Origin of the sequence: Pantoea sp. GM_Pan_3, assembly GCF_026541045.1 — a bacterium.
GTDB classification, from domain to species: Bacteria; Pseudomonadota; Gammaproteobacteria; order Enterobacterales; family Enterobacteriaceae; genus Pantoea; species Pantoea anthophila.
Map to the genome: position 1 here is coordinate 63,421 of NZ_JALNVA010000002.1, position 22,575 is coordinate 85,995.

21 protein-coding genes are annotated in these 22,575 nt (G+C 58.1%); 11 read left to right on the forward strand and 10 right to left on the reverse strand.

What is annotated here, in order from left to right:
* Window positions 1-5 precede the first annotated feature (5 nt).
* Window positions 6-386, forward strand: a complete 381-nt coding sequence (panD, locus tag OXR04_RS08175) for an aspartate 1-decarboxylase (protein WP_009092050.1) — start codon at window positions 6-8, stop codon at window positions 384-386.
* Between the two features lie 55 nt (window positions 387-441).
* Here panD and OXR04_RS08180 read toward each other — a convergent pair whose 3' ends face one another.
* The 3 genes from OXR04_RS08180 to OXR04_RS08190 all read right to left on the reverse strand — a co-directional run bounded on the left by OXR04_RS08180 (window position 442) and on the right by OXR04_RS08190 (window position 3,571).
* The gene (locus OXR04_RS08180; protein WP_009092052.1) at window positions 442-1,455 is read right to left on the reverse strand and encodes an acyltransferase family protein; all 1,014 of its coding nucleotides are present in this window, start codon (window positions 1,453-1,455) and stop codon (window positions 442-444) included.
* 419 nt (window positions 1,456-1,874) lie between these two features.
* The gene (locus OXR04_RS08185) at window positions 1,875-2,645 is read right to left on the reverse strand and encodes an ABC transporter permease (protein WP_009092055.1); all 771 of its coding nucleotides are present in this window, start codon (window positions 2,643-2,645) and stop codon (window positions 1,875-1,877) included.
* On the reverse strand, window positions 2,642-3,571 hold the full coding sequence (locus OXR04_RS08190) for an ABC transporter ATP-binding protein (RefSeq protein ID WP_009092057.1): 930 nt from the start codon (window positions 3,569-3,571) through the stop codon (window positions 2,642-2,644). Before OXR04_RS08190 ends, OXR04_RS08185 begins: the two co-directional genes overlap by 4 nt.
* Window positions 3,572-3,679: 108 nt before the next feature.
* On the opposite strand from OXR04_RS08190, the gene can reads away from it, so the two are divergent.
* On the forward strand, window positions 3,680-4,336 hold the full coding sequence (gene can / locus OXR04_RS08195) for a carbonate dehydratase (RefSeq protein WP_033736612.1): 657 nt from the start codon (window positions 3,680-3,682) through the stop codon (window positions 4,334-4,336).
* Between the two features lie 80 nt (window positions 4,337-4,416).
* On the opposite strand, the gene hpt is transcribed toward can, so the two are convergent.
* Window positions 4,417-4,953 (reverse strand): hypoxanthine phosphoribosyltransferase, encoded by a 537-nt coding sequence (gene hpt, locus OXR04_RS08200; RefSeq protein WP_009092060.1) that lies wholly within the window; start codon window positions 4,951-4,953, stop codon window positions 4,417-4,419.
* Window positions 4,954-5,188: 235 nt separating this feature from the next.
* Here hpt and OXR04_RS08205 point away from each other — a divergent pair, with 235 nt between their 5' ends.
* Window positions 5,189-6,472, forward strand: coding sequence for a cystathionine gamma-synthase family protein (locus tag OXR04_RS08205; protein ID WP_267369815.1), 1,284 nt, complete (start codon window positions 5,189-5,191; stop codon window positions 6,470-6,472).
* Here the strand turns inward: OXR04_RS08205 and cueO are convergent, their stop codons facing one another.
* Window positions 6,473-8,104: a multicopper oxidase CueO gene (cueO, locus tag OXR04_RS08210; protein ID WP_267369814.1), complete on the reverse strand. Its 1,632-nt coding sequence runs from the start codon at window positions 8,102-8,104 to the stop codon at window positions 6,473-6,475.
* 181 nt (window positions 8,105-8,285) lie between these two features.
* Between cueO and OXR04_RS08215 the strand changes: the two genes are divergently transcribed.
* The 3 genes from OXR04_RS08215 (at window position 8,286) to speD (ending at window position 10,435) form a co-directional block, all read left to right on the forward strand.
* Window positions 8,286-8,633, forward strand: a complete 348-nt coding sequence (locus OXR04_RS08215) for a YacC family pilotin-like protein (RefSeq protein ID WP_009092068.1) — start codon at window positions 8,286-8,288, stop codon at window positions 8,631-8,633.
* A gap of 100 nt (window positions 8,634-8,733) precedes the next feature.
* Window positions 8,734-9,597 (forward strand): polyamine aminopropyltransferase, encoded by an 864-nt coding sequence (gene speE / locus OXR04_RS08220; protein ID WP_046101240.1) that lies wholly within the window; start codon window positions 8,734-8,736, stop codon window positions 9,595-9,597.
* 22 nt (window positions 9,598-9,619) lie between these two features.
* Entirely contained in the window at window positions 9,620-10,435 is an 816-nt protein-coding gene (gene speD, locus OXR04_RS08225; RefSeq protein WP_009092072.1) for an adenosylmethionine decarboxylase, read from the forward strand.
* A gap of 47 nt (window positions 10,436-10,482) precedes the next feature.
* On the opposite strand, the gene OXR04_RS08230 is transcribed toward speD, so the two are convergent.
* Genes OXR04_RS08230 through OXR04_RS08240 form a run of 3 tightly spaced genes read right to left on the reverse strand, consistent with a single transcriptional unit; the run spans window position 10,483 to window position 13,480 of the window.
* Window positions 10,483-11,244: a DeoR/GlpR family DNA-binding transcription regulator gene (locus tag OXR04_RS08230; RefSeq protein ID WP_267369813.1), complete on the reverse strand. Its 762-nt coding sequence runs from the start codon at window positions 11,242-11,244 to the stop codon at window positions 10,483-10,485.
* A gap of 6 nt (window positions 11,245-11,250) precedes the next feature.
* Complete coding sequence (locus OXR04_RS08235; protein WP_058957908.1) at window positions 11,251-12,231, reverse strand: D-threonate 4-phosphate dehydrogenase; 981 nt, start codon at window positions 12,229-12,231, stop codon at window positions 11,251-11,253.
* Entirely contained in the window at window positions 12,224-13,480 is a 1,257-nt protein-coding gene (locus OXR04_RS08240) for a four-carbon acid sugar kinase family protein (protein WP_267369812.1), read from the reverse strand. The genes OXR04_RS08235 and OXR04_RS08240 overlap by 8 nt, the downstream gene beginning before the upstream one ends.
* Before the next feature lie 187 nt (window positions 13,481-13,667).
* Here OXR04_RS08240 and OXR04_RS08245 point away from each other — a divergent pair, with 187 nt between their 5' ends.
* From OXR04_RS08245 to OXR04_RS08265, 5 genes are all read left to right on the forward strand, one after another.
* Window positions 13,668-14,816: an iron-containing alcohol dehydrogenase gene (locus OXR04_RS08245; protein ID WP_009092080.1), complete on the forward strand. Its 1,149-nt coding sequence runs from the start codon at window positions 13,668-13,670 to the stop codon at window positions 14,814-14,816.
* Between the two features lie 11 nt (window positions 14,817-14,827).
* Window positions 14,828-15,712 carry a dihydrodipicolinate synthase family protein gene (locus OXR04_RS08250; protein WP_154928413.1) on the forward strand — a complete coding sequence of 295 codons (885 nt, stop codon included), beginning with the start codon at window positions 14,828-14,830 and terminating at the stop codon, window positions 15,710-15,712.
* A 79-nt stretch (window positions 15,713-15,791) separates the two neighbouring features.
* A complete protein-coding gene (locus tag OXR04_RS08255) occupies window positions 15,792-17,207 on the forward strand; it encodes a sodium:solute symporter family protein (RefSeq protein WP_009092082.1) in 1,416 nt (471 codons plus the stop codon).
* Between the two features lies 1 nt (window position 17,208).
* Entirely contained in the window at window positions 17,209-18,405 is a 1,197-nt protein-coding gene (locus OXR04_RS08260; protein WP_267369811.1) for an exo-alpha-sialidase, read from the forward strand.
* 8 nt (window positions 18,406-18,413) lie between these two features.
* A complete protein-coding gene (locus tag OXR04_RS08265; RefSeq protein WP_267369859.1) occupies window positions 18,414-19,085 on the forward strand; it encodes an SDR family oxidoreductase in 672 nt (223 codons plus the stop codon).
* A 63-nt stretch (window positions 19,086-19,148) separates the two neighbouring features.
* Here OXR04_RS08265 and yacL read toward each other — a convergent pair whose 3' ends face one another.
* Complete coding sequence (yacL, locus tag OXR04_RS08270) at window positions 19,149-19,529, reverse strand: protein YacL (protein WP_009092085.1); 381 nt, start codon at window positions 19,527-19,529, stop codon at window positions 19,149-19,151.
* Window positions 19,530-19,719: 190 nt separating this feature from the next.
* A complete protein-coding gene (gene acnB / locus OXR04_RS08275; protein WP_009092086.1) occupies window positions 19,720-22,317 on the reverse strand; it encodes a bifunctional aconitate hydratase 2/2-methylisocitrate dehydratase in 2,598 nt (865 codons plus the stop codon).
* Window positions 22,318-22,575 lie beyond the last annotated feature (258 nt).

Below are 22,575 nucleotides of genomic sequence, written 5' to 3' on the forward strand. Positions count from 1 at the left end.
TGGCTATGATTCGCACTGTTCTGCAAGGCAAATTACACCGCGTGAAAGTGACGCAGGCGGACCTCAATTACGAAGGTTCCTGCGCAATCGATCAGGATTTCCTGGATGCTTCCGGCATTCTGCAATATGAAGCGATCGATATTTATAACGTCACCAACGGTCAGCGTTTTTCCACCTATGCTATCGCGGCTGAGCGTGGCTCAAAGATCATTTCGGTAAATGGTGCGGCCGCCCGCTGCGCCTGCCAGGGCGATATTTTAATTATCTGCTCCTATGTGCAGGTTGAAGATGCGGAAGCGCGTCAGTGGCAGCCTAAGGTCGCCTATTTTGAGGGTGACAACCAGATGAAGCGTCTGGCAAAAGCGCTGCCGGTACAGATCGCCTGATAAAAAAAGGGCCGCCCGTGATACGGACGGCCCTTTTTCTTTACGGTTATTTCCGTTAAACCGGTTTGGCCGCCAGCGGCTTCGACGGTTTTTTCATCGTAAAGAGGAAATTAAACCAGCCACGCTTTCTCATCAGGCAGAGCGTCCAGGGTAACGCCAGCGCCACCAGGAAAGCTGAAATAAACTTCAGATCGTTAACCCAGGCGGACGGGCTTTCAAATTTCACAATCTTACTGAAGAACTGAATCGCCAGATAATGCGACAGGTAAAAGACGATAGAATTGACGCCGATATAATAAACCAGTTCAGACTTCAGCTTCAGCGCAATCCAGACAAAGAACGGAACCGACAGCAGTGCCAGCGGTGAGAGTAATGCCTGCGAATGACGATCCAGCACAAAAATATTCAGGCAGGAGAGCAGCGCAAAACTGGCCACCGAAATGAGCAGGGTCGGACCGTGCTGCACTTTCTCCGCGATATCCACCTGCTTTCTCACCACGTAATCGCCCAGATAGAAGAAAACAAACAGATAAAGGGATTTATTAATGTGGCTGTTATCGAAACTGGCAAACACGCCGTCCGGGTCAATGGCTGGCAGTGCCCAGCTCAGCGCCATACAGATGCCGAACACCAGCAGGAACGGCAGATGGCGGGCAAAGATAATTACAATAAAGAAGATAAACAGCGAATGCAGGAACCAGGTCATATCGCCGCCACCGGTCAGGTGAGAGAGAATAATATTCATCGGCGATTGCGGCGTATTGGCCATTGAGCTGAACAGAATTTTCAGCCCGCCATAAACCGCCACCCAGACCACAAACGGATAGAGAATACTGCGCACCTTGTTATTAAAAAAAGGACCCAGGCCTTTTCTTAATCCGGCATCGACAAATAAGCCCGACACAAAAAACATCAGCCCCAGCCTTACCGGTGCCAGCATCTCATTTAGCAGGCTGCTGAAGGCGGTAAAATGACCGGCATTGTTATGGACAGCGATAGTACTGTGCAAAAAAATGATTGCGAGAATACTCAATCCCCGCAGATTGTCGATCCACGTTATACGATTCATCTTTTCCTGCCTTTGATTAAAAACTGGCCCTGAATGTGCGACCATTCTTCTTATTACAGACACTCCATTCCCGCCCTTTCGTCCCTGAGCAGAGGAATAACCTTATTCGGCGGTATTCTGATCACTCGCGCTGAAATAAACAACAGTCGGGGCTTAAGGCTAATCTTAAAAAAAATTTAACAGTGGAGAATCATTAAGATAGAAACCGGTTCCACTTTAATATCAGATAATGCTTAGGGTTATTTTTTATCAGGAGGGTGAAAAAGGCGGCTATTTCCCGCAATCGCGTGAAAAAAGAGAGGCGGAACAGAAGAAAGGATCGTTTTTTAAGGCCAGTGACAACCGGAAAAGGCGGCTATTTTTTATCCACAATAAAAAAGCCACGCGCGTTTCGCTGCGTGGCTTCGGTAAAGGTTTCGTCAGGTGCGTAATCCGCGTCCGCGCTGAATCAGCGCATAGACCAGCCCGTAAAAGACCAGAATAAACGCGATCAATACCGAAAGCGTAAAGGCCAGCGGCACGTCATTAATGCCCAGGAAGCCATAGCGGAACCCGCTGATCATATAGACGATGGGGTTCAGCTTCGAAACGGCCTGCCAGAATGGCGGCAGCAGACTCAGCGAATAGAACACGCCACCCAGATAGGTCAGCGGCGTCAGCACAAAGGTCGGGATCAGGCTGATATCGTCAAAGGTCCGGGCAAACACGGCGTTCAGCAGACCGGCCAGTGAAAACAGAATCGCGGTCAGCAGCAGCGTCACCGCCACCATCGTCCAGGAGTGAACGTGAAACGGCACGAAGAAGAGCGAAATGGCCGTGACCAGAACCCCGACGCAGACGCCACGCGCCACGCCGCCGCCGACATACCCCGCAATAATGATGTGGGTCGGCACCGGCGCGACCAGCAGCTCTTCAATGTTGCGCTGGAATTTGGCACTGAAGAATGAGGATGCGACGTTAGCATAGGCGTTGGTAATTACCGCCATCATGATCAATCCCGGCACGATAAACTGCATATAGCTGAAGCCGTGCATCTCACCAATGCGTGACCCGATCAGGTTACCGAAGATGATGAAATAGAGCGTCATGGTGATCACCGGCGGCACCAGCGTCTGGATCCAGATGCGGGCAAAACGGTTAATCTCTTTGGCCCAGATACTTTTCAGCGCCACCCAGTACAAATGTGTCATGCTTTTGCTCCTGTTTTTCCCTGCGTCGTCAGGCCAACGAACAGCTCTTCCAGACGGTTCGCTTTATTTCGCATACTCAGTACCTGCACCCCCTGCGCACTCAGCTGGCTGAAGACGCTGTTCAGCCCCTGCTCACGCAGTACTTCCACCTCCAGCGTGGAGGTATCCGTCAGGCGATACTGGAATCCTTCCAGCGCGGGCAGCGGACTGCGCGGCGCCAGATCGAGGATAAAGGTTTCTGATTTCAGCTTGGACAGCAGCCCTTTCATCGAGGTGTTTTCCACCAGCTCACCGCTCTGGATGATGCCGATGTTGCGGCACAACATCTCCGCCTCTTCCAGATAGTGGGTGGTGAGAATGATGGTGGTGCCTTTGGCATTCAGATCTTTCAGGAACCCCCACATTGAGCGCCGCAGTTCGATATCGACCCCCGCCGTCGGCTCATCCAGAATCAGCAGTTTGGGCTCATGCATCAGCGCGCGGGCGATCATCAGACGGCGTTTCATCCCGCCGGAGAGCATGCGCGCCCGTTCACTGCGTTTTCCCCACAGATCGAGCTGTTTCAGGTACTTCTCCGCCCGCTGATTGGCCTCACGCCGTCCGACGCCGTAGTAACCCGCCTGGTTAACGACGATCTGCATCACCGTCTCAAACGGGTTAAAGTTAAACTCCTGTGGCACCAGGCCGAGCTGGCGCTTGGCATTCACCACATCTTTTTGCAGGTCGTAGCCAAACACCCGCACGCTGCCGCCGGACTTATTGACCAGCGAACTGATAATCCCGATGGTGGTGGATTTACCGGCACCGTTTGGCCCCAGCAGCGCATAAAAGTCACCCGCTTCAACGTTAAGATCGATGCCCTTCAGCGCCTGTACGCCGCCGGGATAGGTCTTGGTCAGCTGAGAAAGTTCCAGTGCATATGTCATTCTGCATCCATACCCTGTTTTGGTGGCATCGTAATGCCGTTTAAATTTAGTCAGCCCTGGCATATAGTACGCGCGCGCACCTTGCGCAGTAACCGGTCGCTCAACGCCATGACAGACATTAACACCCTGATCAGTAACAACCGCGAATGGTCAAAATTACTGATTGAAGAAGATCCCGGCTTTTTTGAGCGGCTCGCCCAGGCACAAAAACCGCGCTTCCTGTGGATCGGCTGCTCAGACAGTCGTGTTCCTGCCGAACGCCTGACCGGACTGGAACCGGGCGAACTCTTTGTTCACCGCAACGTCGCCAATCTGGTGATCCACACCGATCTGAACTGTCTGTCCGTGGTGCAGTACGCTATTGAAGTGCTGGAAGTTGAACACGTCATCGTGTGCGGCCACTACGGCTGCGGCGGCGTGCAGGCCGCGATGGATAACCCGGAGCTGGGGTTGATCGACAACTGGCTGCTGCACATCCGCGACCTCTGGTACAAGCATAGCGTGTTGCTGGGGGAACTCCCGCCGGATAAGCGCCTGGACAAACTGTGTGAAATCAACGTGATTGAACAGGTCTATAACCTGGGACACTCGACCGTAGTGCAATCTGCCTGGAAACGCGGGCAGAAAGTCTCACTGCACGGCTGGGTTTACGGCATTCAGGACGGCTGCCTGCGTAACCTTGATGTCACGGCAGACAGCCGGGAGATCCTGGAACAGCGCTACCGCAACGGCATCGCCAGTCTGCAGATGAAGGTCGAAGCCTGAACCGATCGCGGCGCAAAACGCGACATAGCCTACACCAGTCGGAGGGTGCAGGCCTTGGAAGAATGTGCGGTTATGTGCTGTCAGGATTCCAGCGGCACCACTTTGCCGATGTAAGGCAGATGGCGATAGTGCTGGGCGTAGTCGATACCAAAGCCCACCACAAATTCATCGGGAATGGCGAAGCCAACATACTCAACGTTAACCTCGACTTCGCGGCGTTCAGGCTTATCCAGCAGGGTGCAGATCGCCAGTGATTTTGGCTGACGCAGCTGCAGGATCTCCCGCACTTTGCTCAGGGTGTTGCCGGAGTCAATGATATCTTCGACGATCAGCACATCCTTGCCGCGAATGTCCTCGTCCAGATCTTTCAGGATTTTCACATCACGTGAGCTGGACATGCCGCTGCCGTAGCTGGAGGCGGTCATAAAATCGACTTCATGCGGCACCTCAATGGCGCGACACAGGTCAGCCATGAACATGAATGAGCCGCGCAGCAGCCCCACCAGCACCATATCGCTGCCGCTGTCGCGGTAGTGATCGGTAATCTCTTTGCCCAGTTCAGCGATGCGCGTGGCGATTGCCTGTTCAGGGATCATCACTTCAACAGTGTGTTTCATTGCGTTCAGCCCGGTTACGTCAGAAAAGCCCCGAAGTCTATCACAGACGCCGCCGCGTCGGCTGCGCCGCAGCGCAGGCAAACGATTACGTCGCGAAAATTGTTCACGGTCGTCTGCGGCTGGCTCAAATGCGCATTACCTTAGAACATTACGGCATTTACCAGCATGATTCGCTGCATGGTAGCCTTTATCCAACATATCGTTACCCTACTCGCGCCGCAGGCCGGAGATCACAATGACTTCACCTTCAAGCAAGAAAACGCATATCGGCGACAGGCCGCTGCACCCTGAAACGCAGATGCTGAACTATGGCTACGATCCCCGCCTGTCAGAAGGCGCGGTGAAGCCGCCGGTCTTTCTGACCTCCACCTTTGTCTTCGACAGCGCCGAAGAGGGACGCGATTTCTTCGATTACGTCTCCGGCCGGCGCGAGCCGCCAGAGGGCAAATCGGGCGGGCTGGTCTACTCCCGCTTTAACCACCCTAACAGCGAAATCGTGGAGGATCGGCTGGCCGTCTATGAGCAGGCGGAGAGCTGTTCGCTCTTCTCCTCCGGCATGGCCGCTATCGCCACCACCATGCTGACCTTTGCCCGTCCCGGCGAGGTGATCCTGCACTCCCAGCCGCTGTATGGCGGCACCGAAACCCTGCTCAGCAAGACGCTGCACAATCTGGAGATTGGCGCGGTCGGCTTCAGCGACGGCAATGATGAGGCCAGAGTGCGTGAAGCGGCACAGCAGGCGATGGCGCAGGGCCGCGTGGCGATCATCCTGATTGAAACCCCGGCGAATCCCACCAACAGCCTGGTCAACATTCGTCTGATGGCGCGTATCGCTGATGAGATTGACCAGCAGCAGGGCTCCCGACCCATTATCGCCTGTGACAACACGCTGCTCGGCCCGCTGTTCCAGCAGCCGCTGACCCTGGGCGCGGATCTCTCGCTCTACTCGCTGACTAAATATGTGGGGGGACATTCGGACCTGATTGCGGGGGCGGCGATGGGCAGCAAAGCACTGATGGCAAAAGTTCGCGCCCTGCGCAGCGCCATCGGCACCCAGCTGGACCCGCACTCAAGCTGGATGCTCAGCCGATCGCTGGAAACGTTGTCGCTGCGCATGGAAAAGGCCTGGCAGAATGCGGAAGCCGTGGCGGCGTTTCTGCGCGATCACCCGAAAGTGGCGAAGCTGCACTGGCTGCCCTATCTCGACGCGGAGAGCGCCGAGGGCAAAACGTATCGCGAGCAGTGCAGCGGCGCCGGTTCGACCTTCTCGTTCGATATCGTCGGCGGCCAGCCTGCGGCGTTCCGTTTCCTCAACGCGCTGTCGCTGTTCAAGCAGGCGGTGAGTCTGGGCGGCACCGAGTCGCTGGCCAGCCATCCGGGCAGCACCACCCACTCCGGCGTGCCGCAGGCGGTGCGTCAGCGAATCGGTATCACTGACGCCACGGTGCGGCTGTCGATTGGCATTGAGAACGCGGGCGACCTGATTGAAGATGTGAAGCTGGCGCTGGAGCAGGCGTAATCAGCTCACGGTAAAGCCCAGCATCATGCCGGTATCTTCATGCTCCAGCAGATGACAGTGGGCCATATAAGCGTGTTCGGCGGCGGCGACATAGTTGAAGCGCACCAGCACTTCACTGCGCCAGCCGTCGACATTGACCATATCTTTCCAGCCCTGCCGATGGAGTGCCGGCGGTTTGCCATTCTCGGAGAGAATGCGGAACTGCGTGCCGTGAATATGAAACGGATGCAGCATCGCATCGCCTTCGCCGGAGATCGTCCACTTCTCATAGTCACCCAGCTTCACCGCAAACGACGGTTTCGTCATATCAAACGCCTGACCGTTGATTTTATTGCCGTTTCGGAAATCATAACCCGCTGGCTGCGCCATACCCGCCATACCGTGCATGCTGTGATCCATCGGCGCGGCGGATGAGCCGTGCGCCTGCGCCATCGCCGGATGGTCGCCCGTCTCCCCGGCTTTGCCCTGCCTCTGCGGCATCGCGTGATGCCCGCCTTTGCCCATCGCTTTCTCGCCATAGCGCTGCATCAGCGCCTGCATCCCCTGCTGGTCCAGCTGCGGATCCATCATCAGCTGCAGCCAGCGGGTGTGCAGCCCCTCTGTCGCGGGCAGAGCGGGTAGCGTCGCCAGCCGATCCGGCAGCGTGGCGCTGGCCATCACCCGCAGCGGCAGGATCTGCACCAGCGGCAGCGGCTGATCGAATGGCGGCAGCGTCATCCCCATCTGATCGGTGGGCAGCGTCACCAGATCAAAGGCTTTGCCGTCGGAGGTGTCGATCATCACCTCAAAGCGCTCGCCTGGCAGGATCGGCAGCGCCTCGACGCTGACCGGCTCCGCCAGCAGACCGCCGTCGCTGGCGATCACATAGAGAGGACGTTTATCACTGGCGGCAACGTGCAGCGACCGGGCATTACAGCCGTTGAGCAGGCGCAGACGCAGCCAGCCGCGCGGCACCGCATGCTGCGGATAGTGCGCCCCGTTAGTCAGCATCATGTCACCAAACCAGCCTACCGCCGCGCGCATCACGTCGAGCTGATAGTCGATATGGCGGCCATCCTGAGTCAGCTGCTTATCCTGAAAAATCAGCGGCACATCATCCACGCCCCACTGCACAGGCAGCCGCAGTGTGCCGCTCTCTTTATCTTCCAGCAGGATCAGGCCCGCCAGCCCCTGCGCCACCTGATGCCCGGTTTTGGCGTGCAGATGAGGGTGATACCAGCAGGTTGCGGCGGGCTGATCGGGCGTGAAGGAGACCTGACGCGAGCCGCCGGGGGCTATCGCCGCCTGCGGTCCGCCATCCACCGCGCCAGGGATTTCCAGCCCGTGCCAGTGCAGCGTGGTCGCTTCGCTGAGCCGGTTATGAATGTTCACCGTCACCGGCTGGCCGCGCTGTAGCCGCAGTACCGGCCCCAGCAGGCTGCCGTTGTAGCCCCAGGTCGGCACCGCTTTGCCGTTCCACTGCGTGCTCCCCTGCATCGCGGTGAGGCTGTATGTGCCTCTGGCGTCGGGTTCCAGCAGAGAGGGAATCGGCAGCAGCGGACGGGGTGCCGCCATCAGCGAACGGCTCCAGAGCGGTAACGCTCCGGCTGCACTCAGTGCGGCGGTGAGTTTCAGGAAGTGGCGACGTTGCATGGTGATCATCCTTGTGGCATCAGAGCGCACAGCCTAAACCCTGACCTTATGGGAAGGTCAAGCGCTACCCGTGAGAATCTGACGAAAAAAGGCGACGCAGCGGCTCACCACGGCAAATTAATCGAAAACCTGAGAGCAACTGTGCTAACGTCATTAACAATATCCATTGAAGAGAACGACTATGAAGCAAAGCATCAAGATCCTGCTGCTGACGGGACTCCTTGGCTTCTCCTCCACCAGTTTTGCCCTGAGTGAATCCGAAGCGGAAGATCTGGCGGATCTCACGGCGGTTTTCGTCTATCTGAAAAATGATTGTGGCTATCAGGATCTTCCGGACGCGCAGATTCGCAAAGCGCTGGTCTTTTTTGCTCAGCAGAACCGCTGGGATTTAAGCAACTACAGCAACTACAACATGAAAGCGCTGGGCGAAGAGAGCTATCGCGACCTCAGCGGCATCGCCATCACCAACGACAAAAAGTGCAAGTCTCTGGCCCGCGATTCACTGAGCCTGCTGGCTTACGTCAGGTAACGCCCCCGCCCTCTGCTGCCGGACATTTGACCGTGCAACCACGGTCAGTGTTAGCTATGATGTGCCGCCCATCTTCATGGCGACATCAGAGGAGAGCACCATGGCCCACAATGAAACGTGGCATGAAACCCTTCATGCCGGTTTTGGCCAGTATTTTACGGTAGACAAAGAGCTGTACCGTGAAAAGACTGCGCATCAGGATTTAATCATTTTCGAAAATGCCGCGATGGGTCGCGTCATGGCGCTGGACGGTGTGGTTCAGACGACCGAGCGTGACGAATTTATCTATCATGAAATGATGACTCACGTTCCCCTGCTGGCGCACGGCGCCGCGAAGAGCGTGCTGATCATTGGCGGTGGTGACGGTGCGATGCTGCGTGAAGTATCGCGTCATTCGCAGATCGAAAAGATTACCATGGTGGAGATCGATGCGGGCGTCGTGACCTTTTGCCGCCAGTACCTGCCGAACCACAGCGCAGGCGCCTACGACGATCCGCGCTTTACGCTGGTGATCGATGACGGGGTAAACTTCGTCAATCAGACGCAGGAAAAATTCGATGTGATCATCTCCGACTGTACCGATCCGATTGGTCCGGGCGAGAGTCTGTTCACCTCTGAATTTTATGCCGGCTGCAAAGCGGCCCTTAATGAAAATGGCATCTTTGTGGCACAGAATGGCGTCTGTTTCCTGCAGCAGGATGAGGCGGTAAACAGCCATCGCAAGCTGGGTCACTACTTTGCGGATGTCAGCTTCTATCAGGCCGCGATCCCGACCTACTACGGCGGCATCATGACGTTTGCCTGGGCGAGCGACAATCCGGCGCTGCGCCACCTGGATACCGCCACGCTACAGGCGCGTTTCGAGGCCGCTGGCCTGGCCTGCCGTTACTACACGCCAGCCATCCATACCGGCAGCTTTGCCCTGCCACAATATCTGTTGAATGCGCTGTCTGCCGCGTGCTGACAGCACATTTCTAAGGGGGTGAATGAAATTGCAAAAGCTAAAACTACATGGCTTCAACAACCTGACGAAAAGCCTGAGTTTTTGTATTTACGATATCTGCTATGCGAATACTGAAGCTGAACGCGATGGGTACATCGCCTATATCGATGAACAATATAACGCGAATCGCCTGACGGAGATCCTGACCGAGACCTGCTCCATCATCGGTGCCAACGTGCTGAACATCGCGCGTCAGGATTATGAGCCGCAGGGAGCCAGCGTCACGATTCTGGTCAGCGAAGAGCCGATCGATCCGAAAGATATCGATAACTCAGAACATCCGGGTCCCCTGCCCAACTCGGTGGTGGCCCATCTGGATAAGAGCCATATCTGCGTGCACACCTACCCGGAGAGCCACCCTGAAGGCGGACTCTGCACGTTCCGCGCGGATATTGAAGTCTCAACCTGTGGCGTGATCTCACCGCTGAAAGCGCTGAACTACCTGATCCACCAGCTGGAGTCAGACATCGTCACCGTCGATTACCGGGTACGCGGCTTTACCCGTGACGTGAAAGGGATGAAGCACTTTATCGACCACGAGATTAATTCGATTCAGAACTTCATGTCTGAGGATATGAAGGCGATGTATGACATGGTGGATGTGAACGTCTATCAGGAAAACATCTTCCACACCAAGATGTTGCTGAAAGAGTTTGAACTGAAGCACTACCTGTTTAACACCCGTCCGGAAGATCTCAGCCCGCAGGAGCACAAACGCATCACCGACCTGCTGTGGAAAGAGATGCGTGAGATCTACTACGGCAGAAACATCCCTTCTGTCGGTCTGAAGACGCTGTAATCACCCGGCGCGCAGCGTTACCGGCGGTAACCTGCGCGTGCTGTCTCTCAGGCCGTCAGCGCGAGCGCAATGCCGCACTCGCGCAGCGTGCGGCAGACCGCGTCCTCTAAACCGCTGTCCGTCACCACATCGGTCAACTCATCCAGCGGTGCCGCGCAGAACAGCGACCAGGAACCATATTTGCTGCTGTCCGCCAGCAGAACCCGGCGAGCCGCATTGGCCAGCAGGTCATGTTTCAGCCCCGCTTTCTCCTCGGTCGGCGTGGTGATGCCGCGCTCCAGGCTCCAGGAGTTACAGCTGACGAAAGCGATATCGGGATTGATGCTGCGCAGCAACCGGCGTCCATGTTCCCCCACGCAGGACTGACTGGAGTCATCAATCCGCCCGCCGATAATCGTCACTTCAATCTGCTTAAATTCCGACAGAAACAGCGCAATGTGCAGATCGGCCGTGATCACCCGCAGCGGCAGATGTGTCAGCTGACGCGCCAGTTCCAGCATGGTGGTGCCGGCATCCAGCACGATGGCATCGCCTGCCCGGACAAAGCTGGCGGCGCACTCCGCAATGGCCTGCTTCTCCGCCAGGTGACGCTGCATCTTCTCCAGGGTGGTCGGCTGGGCGGGAATAAACCGATTCAGGGTGACACCACCGTGACTGCGGCTGATCACGCCCTCTTTATCCAGCTTGATCAAATCACGGCGAATCGTGGCGGGTGAGGCGGAGATCGCACTGACCAGTTGCTCAACAGTCACCAGATTATGGCTTTTCAGATAATCCATAATCTGGTCAAGACGGCTCTGTCCCTTCATATTTCCCTATGCGAGCTGCATCGCGAGTTTGATAGAGATCGCCATGCTCTCAGACTTCGCTTTACCTGTCCAGGCGATATCAAAGGCGGTGCCGTGGTCCGCAGAGGTGCGGATAAACGGCAGGCCGGCGGTAATGTTGACGCCGTCATAGAAGCCCAGCAGCTTCAGCGGGATATGCCCCTGATCGTGGTACATCGCGACCACCATGTCATAGTGCCCCTCCTGGCATTGCAGGAACACCGTGTCCGGCGGGCACGGCCCGGCGACATCAATCCCCTGCGCTTTCATCGCCTGAATGGCAGGTGCAACGGTGGTGATCTCCTCATCGCCAAACAGCCCGTTCTCTCCGGCATGGGGATTGACGCCCGCCACGGCGATGCGCGGAGCCTGATAACCGACGCGCCGCAGGAAAGTGTCCGCCATACCAATGACCGTTTTAATGCGCGACTGGTTCAGCGTGTCGAGGAACTTACGTAGTGCAATGTGGGTGGTGACGTGAATCACCTTCAGCTTATCGGTGTAGAGCACCATGGCGTAATCCCGGGTGTCAGTGAGGTGGGCCAGCAGCTCCGTGTGCCCCGGATAGAGATGGCCGGCCGCATGCATCGCCTCTTTGTTCAGCGGCGCGGTGGCAATCGCCTGCACGTCGCCCGCCAGCGCCAGCGCCGTAGCACGTTTCACACAGCGCCACGCCAGATCGCCCGCCTCTTTCTGCACCACGCCGGGTTTCAGCGCGTCGGGGTCAGCCAGCGGCTCGTCAATCACGTTGATGATGCCCGGAGCAAAGCGTGCATCCTGCACCCGGTCAAGAACCCGCAGCTCGGCCTGGGGCGTAATGTTCATCGCCAGAATGCGGCGCAGCGTACTGGCGCAGCCAATCACTACGGCAGGAATGCCATTCAGCTCACCTTCAGAGAGCGATTTAATGATGATTTCCGGACTGATGCCCGCCGGGTCGCCCATGGTGATCGCAATAATTTTACTCACTCGACTTCTCCTCAATAAAATCAATGGCTGCTACCAGGGTGTTTTCATCACCAAAGCCACCCGCTTTGGTCATCACCGGCAGAGTAAATTCACTGTTAAGCAGAGCCCCGTGCGGCACACAGCCCGCCACCAGACCCTGAATGGTAAAGCCGCTGGCACCCAGTGCCCGGGCGACGGCCATCGCCACATCCCCTCCCGACAGATAGAGCGCATGCGGCTGCGCAGTGCGGCAGAGCCGGTAGGTGATCTCGCCGAGAAACTGACAGATCGCCTCCCCCAGCTGCTGGCGCGTCATGCTGAAGTGCTGACAGAGCTGCGCAATCTCGTGCCGCTGCGCCTCGTGCTGGCAGGTGGTGATCACCGTATGGCGACCGGCCCGCAGTGCCGCAGCCGCCTCGTCGATCCAGCGATCCCGATCGGGCCAGGCGGGCTGCCGGAACAGCTGCCGGATATCGACATCCACTCTCGCGGCGTCACGCTGGCTGAGCAGCGTGGCAACCTGCTGCTGCCCGCTCTCGCTCATCGATCCCACCACCGCCAGCACCGGCCGGGGCGTTCGCACCCGGAGCGCGGCACCCAGCGCATCGCTTAATCCGGCGGCACCGACCAGCAGCGGCGTCTCGCGCAGCCGCGCAGCCGCGGCGATCAGTCGCGCCAGGTCCGCCCCGGTTTCGGCATCCACCACGACGATGCCGTGCGCCGCCGCCAGCACCGCATCAAGCCGGTCGCTGCGCAGCGTGGCAAGATCGAGCACGCTGCCGGCGATCTGCATCTGTTCAAGAACGCTGGCGCTGGCGATCGGGGTTTTCGGATCGCTGGCAAATTCGGTGTCCGTGAGCAGACGCTGATGGACCCGGACGTGACCTCCGCACGTGGTGCGGCCCAGTCGGGGCACCGCCGGTGCAACCAGCGCCAGCGTTTTCGCACTGGCCTTCAGTGCCGCCGCCGTTTCAGCGCCGATATTGCCGCGCAGCGTGGAGTCGATCTTTTTGAACAGCCAGCCGTGCTGAAACTGCGCCGCGAAGTGCCGCACCGCCTGCGTAACGCGCTCTGCCGCCTGGGTGGCGCTGATCGCCCGACTCTCCGTGCTGACGACCAGCACATCTGCCGTCTCTGGCAACGCGCCCTGGGTGTCGAACAGCACCTGAACGCCTGCGCCGGCCTGCGCCAGTCCGCTTCCCGCATCGTTGGCACCGGTAAAGTCATCGGCGATGACCAGTACCGGCGTTTTCCATAATGATGAGCCCATCCTCACTCCTGTCAGGCGATTACCGCTGCCATTGATTATATTCAATCATAATTGATTATATGTGAGCAACTTCAAATTAATCGAAATCGATATGCCCTATAAAATGAGCCATACAGAGTGACTGACCTCGCATTGAGATGAGCAAAGTTAATCATCTGCTCAGACGCGATCGATATAAGGGTATGAAATGAACATTAACAGCACGGTGATCAGCGGCTATCAGGCGTTAAACGACATGCGCTATCTGCTGGAGGGGGTTTCATCCGCGGTAGTGGTAACTGACCGGAACATTGAAGCGATTCCGGCTGTGCAGGCGCTGCTGGGGCAACTCCGGGAGCAGATCCCCCACATCAGCGTGGTGAACAGTGTTCCCCCCGAGCCGAGCCAGCATGATGTGGCCGCCCTTCTTGCCGCACTCACGTCACGCAGGGCTGACATGGTGATCGGTATCGGCGGTGGCAGCGTGCTGGATGTGGCAAAGCTGCTGTCGGTGCTGTGCGTGGATGCGGCCCCGTCGCTGGAAGCCCTGCTGGCGGGGGAGAAACCGCAGCACCGCACCCGCTCCATGCTGATTCCGACCACCGCGGGTACCGGCTCAGAAGCCACGCCCAATGCGATTCTGGCGATCCCGGAGAAGGAGACCAAAGTCGGCATTATTTCCCCGATTATGCTGCCCGATGTCGTCGCGCTGGTGCCGGAACTCACCACCAGCATGCCCGCACACATCGCCTCCTCAACCGGTATTGATGCCCTCTGCCACCTGATCGAGTGCTTTACCGCCTGCGTCGCCAATCCGGTCAGCGATAACTATGCGCTGATCGGGATGAAGAAGCTGTTCGCCAATCTCGAAACCACTCTGCGGGAGCCGGAGAATCTGCAGGCACGACTGGAGATGTTGTGGGCCTCTTATTATGGCGGCGCGTCGATTGCCCATGCCGGCACGCATCTGGTGCACGCCCTCTCCTACCCGCTCGGCGGCAAATATCATCTGCCGCACGGCGTGGCGAATGCCATTCTGCTGGCCCCCTGCATGCGCTTTGTCCGTCCGGCGGCGGTGAGTAAATTCGCTCAGGCCTATGACCTGCTGCCTGATGCTGACCACCGTTTAAGTGATGAAGCGAAATCCCATGCGCTGGTCGACTACTTCACCGCACTGGTGGCGCGTCTGCAGCTGCCTGCCAGTCTGGAAGCGCTGGGCATCGGCCCGGATCACCTGCCCTATCTGGTGGAAGCCGCGCTCGACGTGCAGCGCCTGATGAAAAATGTCCCGATGGCGGTCACCGCTGACGATGTGCGCGCGGTCTATCTGACCCTGTTTCCTTCCTGCCAGGCGTAATGAGGATTGTCATGAATAAGAAAATAAGCGGCGTACTGACTGCCATCGTCACCACCTTCGATCGTGACGGCGCTTTTGATCCGGTGAGACAGCGTGAGCAGGTCAGACGACAGCTCCGGGCCGGTAACGGCATCTTCTGCGGCGGCACCAACGGCGAATTCTTTGTGCTGAACGAGCAGGAAAAGCTCGCCGTCACCGCCACCTGCGTGGATGAAGTCAGCGGCCGCGCGGCGGTGGTGGCGCATATCGGCGAAATCTCGACGCGTGAAACGATCCGGCTCGGCACACAGATCGCCCGCCTGGGCGTGGATGCCGTCTCCGCGATCACCCCCTGGTTTGTGCCGCTGAAACAGCAGGAGCTTATCGATCACTACCGGCGCGTGGCTGACGCGCTGACGGTGCCGCTGTTCCTCTACAACATCCCGGCGCGCACCGGCAATACGCTGCAGCCGGAGACGGTGCGCACGCTGGCCGCCCATCCCAACATCATCGGCATCAAAGATTCGGCGGGCAGTTATGACAGCCTGCGCGGCTTCCTGCAGGCCACCGCCGACTGTGACGGTTTTGATGTGCTGAATGGCCCCGACTCGCTGATCCATCAGGGGTTTGTTGAGGGCTGCTCCGCCGCCATTTCCGGGCTGGCCAACGTGGCCCCGGAGGCGATTAACGCTATCTGGGCGCGCTTCGCTGCCGGCGATATTGCCGGTTCGCAGCAGGCTCAGGAGAACGTCACCGGTCTGCGCACGGCGCTCTACAGCATCGGTTTCTCACCGGCCGCCGTGAAAAAAGCGGTCAGCCTGCTGGGCTTTGAGGTGGGCGAAAGCCGCTATGCGGTGCAGTTCAGCGCCGAAGAGCAGCAGCAGATCCGTCAGATCGTCACCCACTACCTGCAATAAACGCCATCGCCTTTGTCTCCTACCGGCCAGATGAGAACGAACCTGATGGTCGCCATCTGCCAGCACAATCGAGGTTATGATGAACGCATTTTCAACTGAGAGCACCTTACTGATCGTAGGCATGGTGGTCGCCTATATCCTGTTCACCACCTGGCTGACCTGGCGGCTGCGCAGTAAAAGCAGCGGTGACTTTATGGAAGGCTCCCGCGCCATGCCCGCCTTTATCGTCGGCATCATGCTGATGTCGGAATATATCGGGGCAAAATCCACGATCGGCACTGCGCAGGCCGCCTTTGAAAATGGCTTCGCCGCTTCCTGGTCAGTGATCGGCGCGGCGATTGGCTTCCCGCTGTTTGGTCTGATCCTGGTGAAGCGCATCTACAACACCGGTAAGATCACCATCTCCGGGGCGATTGCCGAAAAATATGGCAGTTCGACCAAAAACATCATTTCGCTGATCATGATCTATGCGCTGCTGCTGGTGAACGTCGGCAACTACATCAGCGGCGCGGCGGCGATCTCTACCGTGCTGAAGATCGACCTGACCCAGGCGGCCTTTATTACCGCGGTGGTGAGTACCTTCTACTTCGCGTTTGGCGGCATGAAAGGAGTGGCCTGGGTGACGCTGCTGCACAGCGCCATTAAGTACATCGGGATCCTGATTATCCTCTACGTGGCGCTGAAGATGACCGGCGGCGTGGCTCCGATGATCGAGAAAATGCCCGCCTTCTACTGGACGTGGGATGGTCACGTCGGGGCCAGTACCATTGTGGCCTGGCTGATCGGAACCGTGGGCTCGATCTTCTGCACCCAGTTTGTGATCCAGGCGATCTCCTCGACCAAAGATGTCAAATCCGCTAAGCGTGCCACGTGGGTCGCCTTCTTCTTCTGCCTGCCTATCGGCCTGGCGATGGCACTGATCGGCGTGGCGGCGAAGTTTGCCCATCCCGATATCAAGAGCCTCTATGCGCTGCCGGTGTTTCTGCAGGATATGTCCCCCTGGCTGGCTGGCATCGTGACGACCTCGCTGGTGGCCTCGATTTTCGTCAGCGTCGGCACCGTGGCGCTGGCCATCGCCTCGCTGGTGGTGAAAGATTTTTATGTTCCTTACCGTCACCCTACGCCAGAGCGCGAGTTCAAAGTGACGCGCTGGTTCTCGATTGCCATCGGCTTCTTTCCGCTGCTGTTTGTGCTGTTCTTCCCGGAAGTGCTGAAGCTCTCCTTCTTTACCCGCGCGATTCGCCTGTCGATCACCGTCGTGGCGATCATGGCGTTCTATCTGCCGTGGTTTAAGAGCACACGCGGCGCTAACGCCGGTCTGATTGGTTCCTGTCTGGTCACCTCCGTCTGGTTCCTGATGGGGAATCCGTTTGGCATCGATAATATGTATGTGGCGCTGGCCACGCCGGCGATCATTATGGTGATTGATCGCTGCATCCCGTCACGCCAGTCTCAGCCTCAACCGCAACGCAATGCACAAAAGAGTGGAGCCTAATATGACTCAGGAAACCGTCACCGCCGAACGTACCGGTCAGCTTGCGCCGCATCCGCAGGATAGCGCGCAGCAGGTTGCGATGCTGCCCTCCTCCTGCCCGCAAAACCATGCGGCTAACCTGCTGCCGCTGCCGGATGGCGATCTGCTCTGCGTCTGGTTTGGCGGCACCCAGGAGGGGATCGCCGATATCTCTGTCTGGTGTTCACGGCTGCAGAAAGGCAGCGATCGCTGGAGTGAGGCGCAGAAACTCTCTGAGGATCCGACGCGGTCCGAGCAGAATCCGGTGCTGTTCCTCGATCCCGATCAGGTCCTGTGGCTGCTCTGGACGGCGCAGAAGTCCGGTAATCAGGACACCGCCATCGTGCGCTATCGTCAGTCTCACGATCTGGGCCGGAGCTGGGGCGCGATCGACACCCTGCTGGATAAGCCTGGCACCTTTATTCGTCAGCCGATCGTGGTGCTGCCGAATGGTAACTGGCTGCTGCCGGTCTTTTACTGCCTGACGCCGCCCGGTGAAAAATGGGTGGGTAACTATGATGTCAGCGCCGTGAAGATCTCGGAGGATAAAGGCCGGAGCTGGCGCGATGTCAGCGTGCCTGACAGTACCGGCTGCGTCCATATGAACGTCACCCTGCTGGAGGATGGCTCGCTGCTGGCGCTCTACCGCAGTCGCTGGGCCGATCACATCTACCAGAGCCGCTCGTTTGATCAGGGAGAGAGCTGGAGTGCACCCGAAGCGCTGTCGCTGCCAAATAACAACTCCTCTATTCAGGTCACGACGCTGCGCAACGGTCATCTGGCGCTGGTGTTTAACGCCATGAGCGCTGAAGGTGCCAGCGAACGTCGCCTGTCGCTCTATGACGAAATTGAAGATGATGAAGAGGACGATGAGGTGGCGGTTGCCGCCGAAGCGGTGGTTCACAGCGGCCGCACTGCCTTCTGGGGTGCGCCCCGAGCGCCCATGACGCTGGCGATCTCAACCGATGGCGGCAAAAGCTGGCCGCTGCAGCGCAATCTGGACGAAGGCGATGGCTACTGTATGACCAATAACTCGCAGCAGAAGTTAAACCGTGAGTTCTCCTATCCCAGCATCAAAGAGGGTCTGCATGGCGAACTGCATATCGCCTATACCTGGTATCGTCAGGCGATCAAATATGTGCGGATTGAGGAGTCATGGGTGCAGGGAGGTGACGCGTGAATGAACGGATGGCGCTGGTGACCGGTGCCAGCTCCGGCATCGGTCAGGCGATTTGTGACCGCTTACTGAGTGACGGCTGGCAGGTGATCGGCCTGAGCCGTTCGGCGGTCAGCCGCACAGAACCGGGCTGGCAGAGTCATCAGATCGACATCAGTGACAGCGCTGCCCTGCAGGCGCTGCTGGAACAACTGCCTGTGCCGCAGGCGGTGATCCATGCCGCGGGTATGATGCAGGCCGCGCCGCTGGGGGAACTGGATTTGGCGGCCAGCGCCCGTCTGTGGCAGCTGCACGTCGCCGCTGCGGAACAGCTGGCGAACCATTTTGCACCGCGGATGGCGGCAGGCGGGAGAGTGCTGCTGCTGGGGAGCCGTACGTCAGGCGGCGCCGCAGGCCGCAGTCAGTACGTGGCGACCAAATCAGCGATGATCGGCATGGTGCGCAGCTGGGCGGCAGAACTGGCTCCGCGTGGCATTACCGCCAATATCGTGGCCCCCGGTGCGACCGAAACCCCGATGCTGAACCAGCCGGGCCGCGCCAGTTCACCGCCGCGCCTGCCGCCGATAGGCCGCTATATTCAGCCGCAGGAAGTGGCCGATCTGGTGGCGTTCCTGCTCTCTCCCTCAGCAGCGGCAATCACCGGGCAGCAACTGGTGATCTGCGGTGGCGCCTCGCTGAGCTAAGCTGCCTCTGACGCCGGGCGGTTTCACATCCCGGCCGGACGTGAAGCGCCACCTGTCCGGCATTTAGCGCCGGACGGGATTGCCATACTGGTTCACAAACTGGCGGTACGCGGCGATGACCAGCAGAAAATCTTCAATGCCGCAGAATGAGAGGCTCTCTTCGTCGTAGTAGTTCATCCCCTCCTCCATGCCGTCATCTTCCAGCGCCAGCAGGTTGGCGCGAATCATCACCTCCTCCTCATCCACCAGGATGGTGTATTCGCTGCCGATGCGCTGCCACTGTCGCACGCTGCCCTTGACGTCTTCGATAGCGGCTTCGACTTCATCCAGCAGACCCGGATCGTTTTTCACCTCTTCGTTGAACCAGTGGCCGACCGCTTCATGATCCATCGACATGCGGACCTTAATCTGTCCGGTCACATCGCGTAAAAATTCATATTCCATCGCCCGTTCCTCTCAACGTCGTCGCGTCACTCAATGAGTGTCACGGCTGGCTTTGCAGCATAATGTGACACGTCGCGCATTATTACAGGCTGTCAGGCGAAATCCAGCTTTTGATCGTGCCGGTGACCGGCGCGAAGACGAAAAAAAGGGGCGAATCATCGCCCCTCATACATGCTTACAAGGTGAAAGATCAGACTGCGGTCTGGAAAATCACGCCTTCCGCTTTGTCGGTGTACTGCGCCAGCTGGTCGAAGTTGAGATAGCGATAGGTGTCGCTGGCCGTTTTATCGACCTGCGCCATAAATTGCTGATACTCATCAGGCGTAGGCAGCCGGCCCAGCAGTGATGCAACGGCAGCCAGCTCAGCAGACGCCAGATAGACGTTTGCGCCGGTCCCCAGACGGTTCGGGAAGTTACGGGTCGAGGTGGAAACCACTGTCGAACCGTCTGCCACACGTGCCTGGTTACCCATGCAGAGTGAACAGCCCGGAATCTCGATACGCGCACCGCTTTTACCGAAGACGCTGTAGTAGCCCTCTTCAGTCAGCTGTGCGGCATCCATCTTGGTTGGCGGCGCCACCCACAGACGGGTTGGCAGCTGACCTTTGTGGCTGTCCAGCAGCTTACCGGCAGCACGGAAGTGACCGATGTTGGTCATGCACGAGCCGATAAACACTTCGTCGATCTTCTCGCCCTGAACGTCCGAGAGCAGACGGGCATCGTCTGGATCGTTAGGGGCACAGAGGATCGGCTCTTTGATATCAGCCAGATCGATCTCGATCACGGCGGCGTATTCCGCATCCGCATCGGCTTCCAGCAGCTGAGGATCGGCCAGCCATTTCTCCATGCTCTCCACGCGACGCTCCAGCGTACGACGATCGCCGTAACCTTCTGCGATCATCCACTTCAGCAGCACGATGTTGGAGTTGAGATATTCGATGATTGGCGCTTTATCCAGCTTGATGGTACAGCCCGCCGCAGAACGCTCTGCTGACGCATCGGACAGCTCAAACGCCTGCTCAACTTTCAGATCCGGCAGACCTTCAATCTCCAGAATGCGACCAGAGAAGATGTTTTTCTTACCTTTCTTCTCAACGGTCAGCAGGCCCTGTTTGATGGCATAAAGCGGAATGGCGTGAACCAGATCGCGCAGCGTAATACCGGGTTCCATCTTGCCTTTGAAGCGCACCAGGACCGATTCCGGCATGTCGAGCGGCATGACGCCCGTTGCCGCGGCAAACGCCACCAGGCCCGAACCGGCCGGGAAAGAGATGCCGATAGGGAAGCGGGTATGGGAGTCACCGCCGGTTCCTACGGTATCCGGCAGCAGCATACGGTTCAGCCAGCTGTGGATAATGCCGTCACCCGGACGCAGTGAGACACCGCCACGGTTCATGATGAAGTCTGGCAGCGTGTGGTGCGTGTTCACATCGACCGGCTTAGGATAGGCGGCGGTGTGGCAGAAGGACTGCATCACCAGATCGGTCGAGAAGCCCAGGCAAGCCAGATCTTTCAGCTCGTCACGGGTCATCGGACCGGTGGTATCCTGCGATCCCACGGAGGTCATCTTCGGTTCGCAATACGCGCCCGGACGCACACCGGTCACGCCACAGGCGCGGCCGACCATTTTCTGCGCCAGTGAGAAGCCACGGGTGCTCTCCGCAACATCTTTCGCCTGACGGAATACGGTGCTGTGCGGCAGACCCAGCGACTCGCGCGCTTTGGTGGTCAGGCCACGGCCAATGATCAGCGGAATACGGCCACCGGCGCGCACTTCATCAATCAGCACTTCGGTTTTCAGTTCGAAGCTGGCCAGCAGGTCGTTGGTTTCGTGGTTACGCACTTCCCCTTTGTAGGGGTAGATGTCGATCACATCGCCCATGTTCAGGTCGTTGACGTCCACTTCGATAGGCAGTGCGCCCGCATCTTCCATGGTGTTGAAGAAGATAGGCGCAATCTTGCTGCCCAGCACCACGCCGCCGCCTTTTTTGTTTGGCACGTTCGGGATGTCGTCGCCCATGAACCACAGCACCGAGTTGGTGGCGGATTTACGGGATGAGCCGGTTCCGACCACGTCACCGACGTAAGCCAGCGGATAGCCTTTGGCCTGCAGCGCTGCGATCTGTTTGATCGGGCCGATATTGCCCGGCTCATCAGGCTCAATGCCTTCGCGGGCATTTTTCAGCATCGCCAGGGCGTGCAGCGGGATGTCAGGACGTGACCAGGCATCCGGGGCCGGAGAGAGGTCGTCGGTGTTGGTTTCGCCCGTTACCTTGAATACCGTGACCGTGATCTTTTCGGCCAGCTCAGGACGTGACAGATACCATTCCGCATCGGCCCAGGATTGCATGACCTGCTTCGCGTATTCATTGCCCGCTTTAGCTTTCTCTTCGACATCATAGAAGTTGTCGAACATCAGCAGGGTGTGTGAAAGGGCTTTGGCCGCGATGGGGGCCAGTCGGCTGTCGTCCAGCGCCTCGATCAACGGATGAATGTTATAACCGCCCTGCATGGTACCGAGCAGTTCGACCGCTTTTTCAGGAGAGATCAGAGGAGAGGTTGCTTCGCCTTTGGCAACAGCCGCCAGGAAACCGGCTTTGACATACGCCGCTTCATCGACGCCAGGTGGGACTCGGTTGACCAGTAAATCGGTCAGAAATTCTTCTTCACCCGCAGGTGGATTTTTCAGCAGTTCAACCAGCGCGGCCATCTGGGAAGCCTCTAAAGGCTTAGGAACAATTCCCTGGGCAGCACGCTCGGCAACGTGCTTACGGTATTCTTCTAGCACGACGTTATCCTCGCTCTCATTATGTAGGGCTTTCCGACCACCTTGCTCACTTATGGAGAACAACCTTCCCTTTTCTTGTCCAGGTTGAGGTGCCCGGTTTCGCGGAGGGCAGAATAGCAGGATTTCGTCTGTTTGTTAATCTGTTTACAAAAATACAACATAATCGACTACGCCCATTCTGCCCGTCCGGTTCGCCGTCTGCGCGGGCTGACTGTGCGTAAACGGACGGTCCCGAGCGTACCGCATGCCGGGGAAATT

Bases quoted from the DNA above. Each gene is read 5' to 3' on its own strand.
- OXR04_RS08240 (WP_267369812.1), bottom strand. From the start codon at position 13,480: ATGGGCTCATCATTATGGAAAACGCCGGTACTGGTCATCGCCGATGAC.
- OXR04_RS08265 (WP_267369859.1), top strand. From the start codon at position 18,414: ATGGCGCTGGTGACCGGTGCCAGCTCCGGCATCGGTCAGGCGATTTGT.
- OXR04_RS08245 (WP_009092080.1), top strand. From the start codon at position 13,668: ATGAACATTAACAGCACGGTGATCAGCGGCTATCAGGCGTTAAACGAC.
- OXR04_RS08180 (WP_009092052.1), bottom strand. From the start codon at position 1,455: ATGAATCGTATAACGTGGATCGACAATCTGCGGGGATTGAGTATTCTC.
- OXR04_RS08255 (WP_009092082.1), top strand. From the start codon at position 15,792: ATGAACGCATTTTCAACTGAGAGCACCTTACTGATCGTAGGCATGGTG.
- OXR04_RS08190 (WP_009092057.1), bottom strand. From the start codon at position 3,571: ATGACATATGCACTGGAACTTTCTCAGCTGACCAAGACCTATCCCGGC.
- OXR04_RS08260 (WP_267369811.1), top strand. From the start codon at position 17,209: ATGACTCAGGAAACCGTCACCGCCGAACGTACCGGTCAGCTTGCGCCG.
- hpt (WP_009092060.1), bottom strand. From the start codon at position 4,953: ATGAAACACACTGTTGAAGTGATGATCCCTGAACAGGCAATCGCCACG.
- OXR04_RS08185 (WP_009092055.1), bottom strand. From the start codon at position 2,645: ATGACACATTTGTACTGGGTGGCGCTGAAAAGTATCTGGGCCAAAGAG.
- OXR04_RS08215 (WP_009092068.1), top strand. From the start codon at position 8,286: ATGAAGCAAAGCATCAAGATCCTGCTGCTGACGGGACTCCTTGGCTTC.
- yacL (WP_009092085.1), bottom strand. From the start codon at position 19,529: ATGGAATATGAATTTTTACGCGATGTGACCGGACAGATTAAGGTCCGC.
- speE (WP_046101240.1), top strand. From the start codon at position 8,734: ATGGCCCACAATGAAACGTGGCATGAAACCCTTCATGCCGGTTTTGGC.
- OXR04_RS08250 (WP_154928413.1), top strand. From the start codon at position 14,828: ATGAATAAGAAAATAAGCGGCGTACTGACTGCCATCGTCACCACCTTC.
- panD (WP_009092050.1), top strand. From the start codon at position 6: ATGATTCGCACTGTTCTGCAAGGCAAATTACACCGCGTGAAAGTGACG.
- can (WP_033736612.1), top strand. From the start codon at position 3,680: ATGACAGACATTAACACCCTGATCAGTAACAACCGCGAATGGTCAAAA.
- cueO (WP_267369814.1), bottom strand. From the start codon at position 8,104: ATGCAACGTCGCCACTTCCTGAAACTCACCGCCGCACTGAGTGCAGCC.
- OXR04_RS08205 (WP_267369815.1), top strand. From the start codon at position 5,189: ATGACTTCACCTTCAAGCAAGAAAACGCATATCGGCGACAGGCCGCTG.
- OXR04_RS08230 (WP_267369813.1), bottom strand. From the start codon at position 11,244: ATGAAGGGACAGAGCCGTCTTGACCAGATTATGGATTATCTGAAAAGC.
- speD (WP_009092072.1), top strand. From the start codon at position 9,620: ATGAAATTGCAAAAGCTAAAACTACATGGCTTCAACAACCTGACGAAA.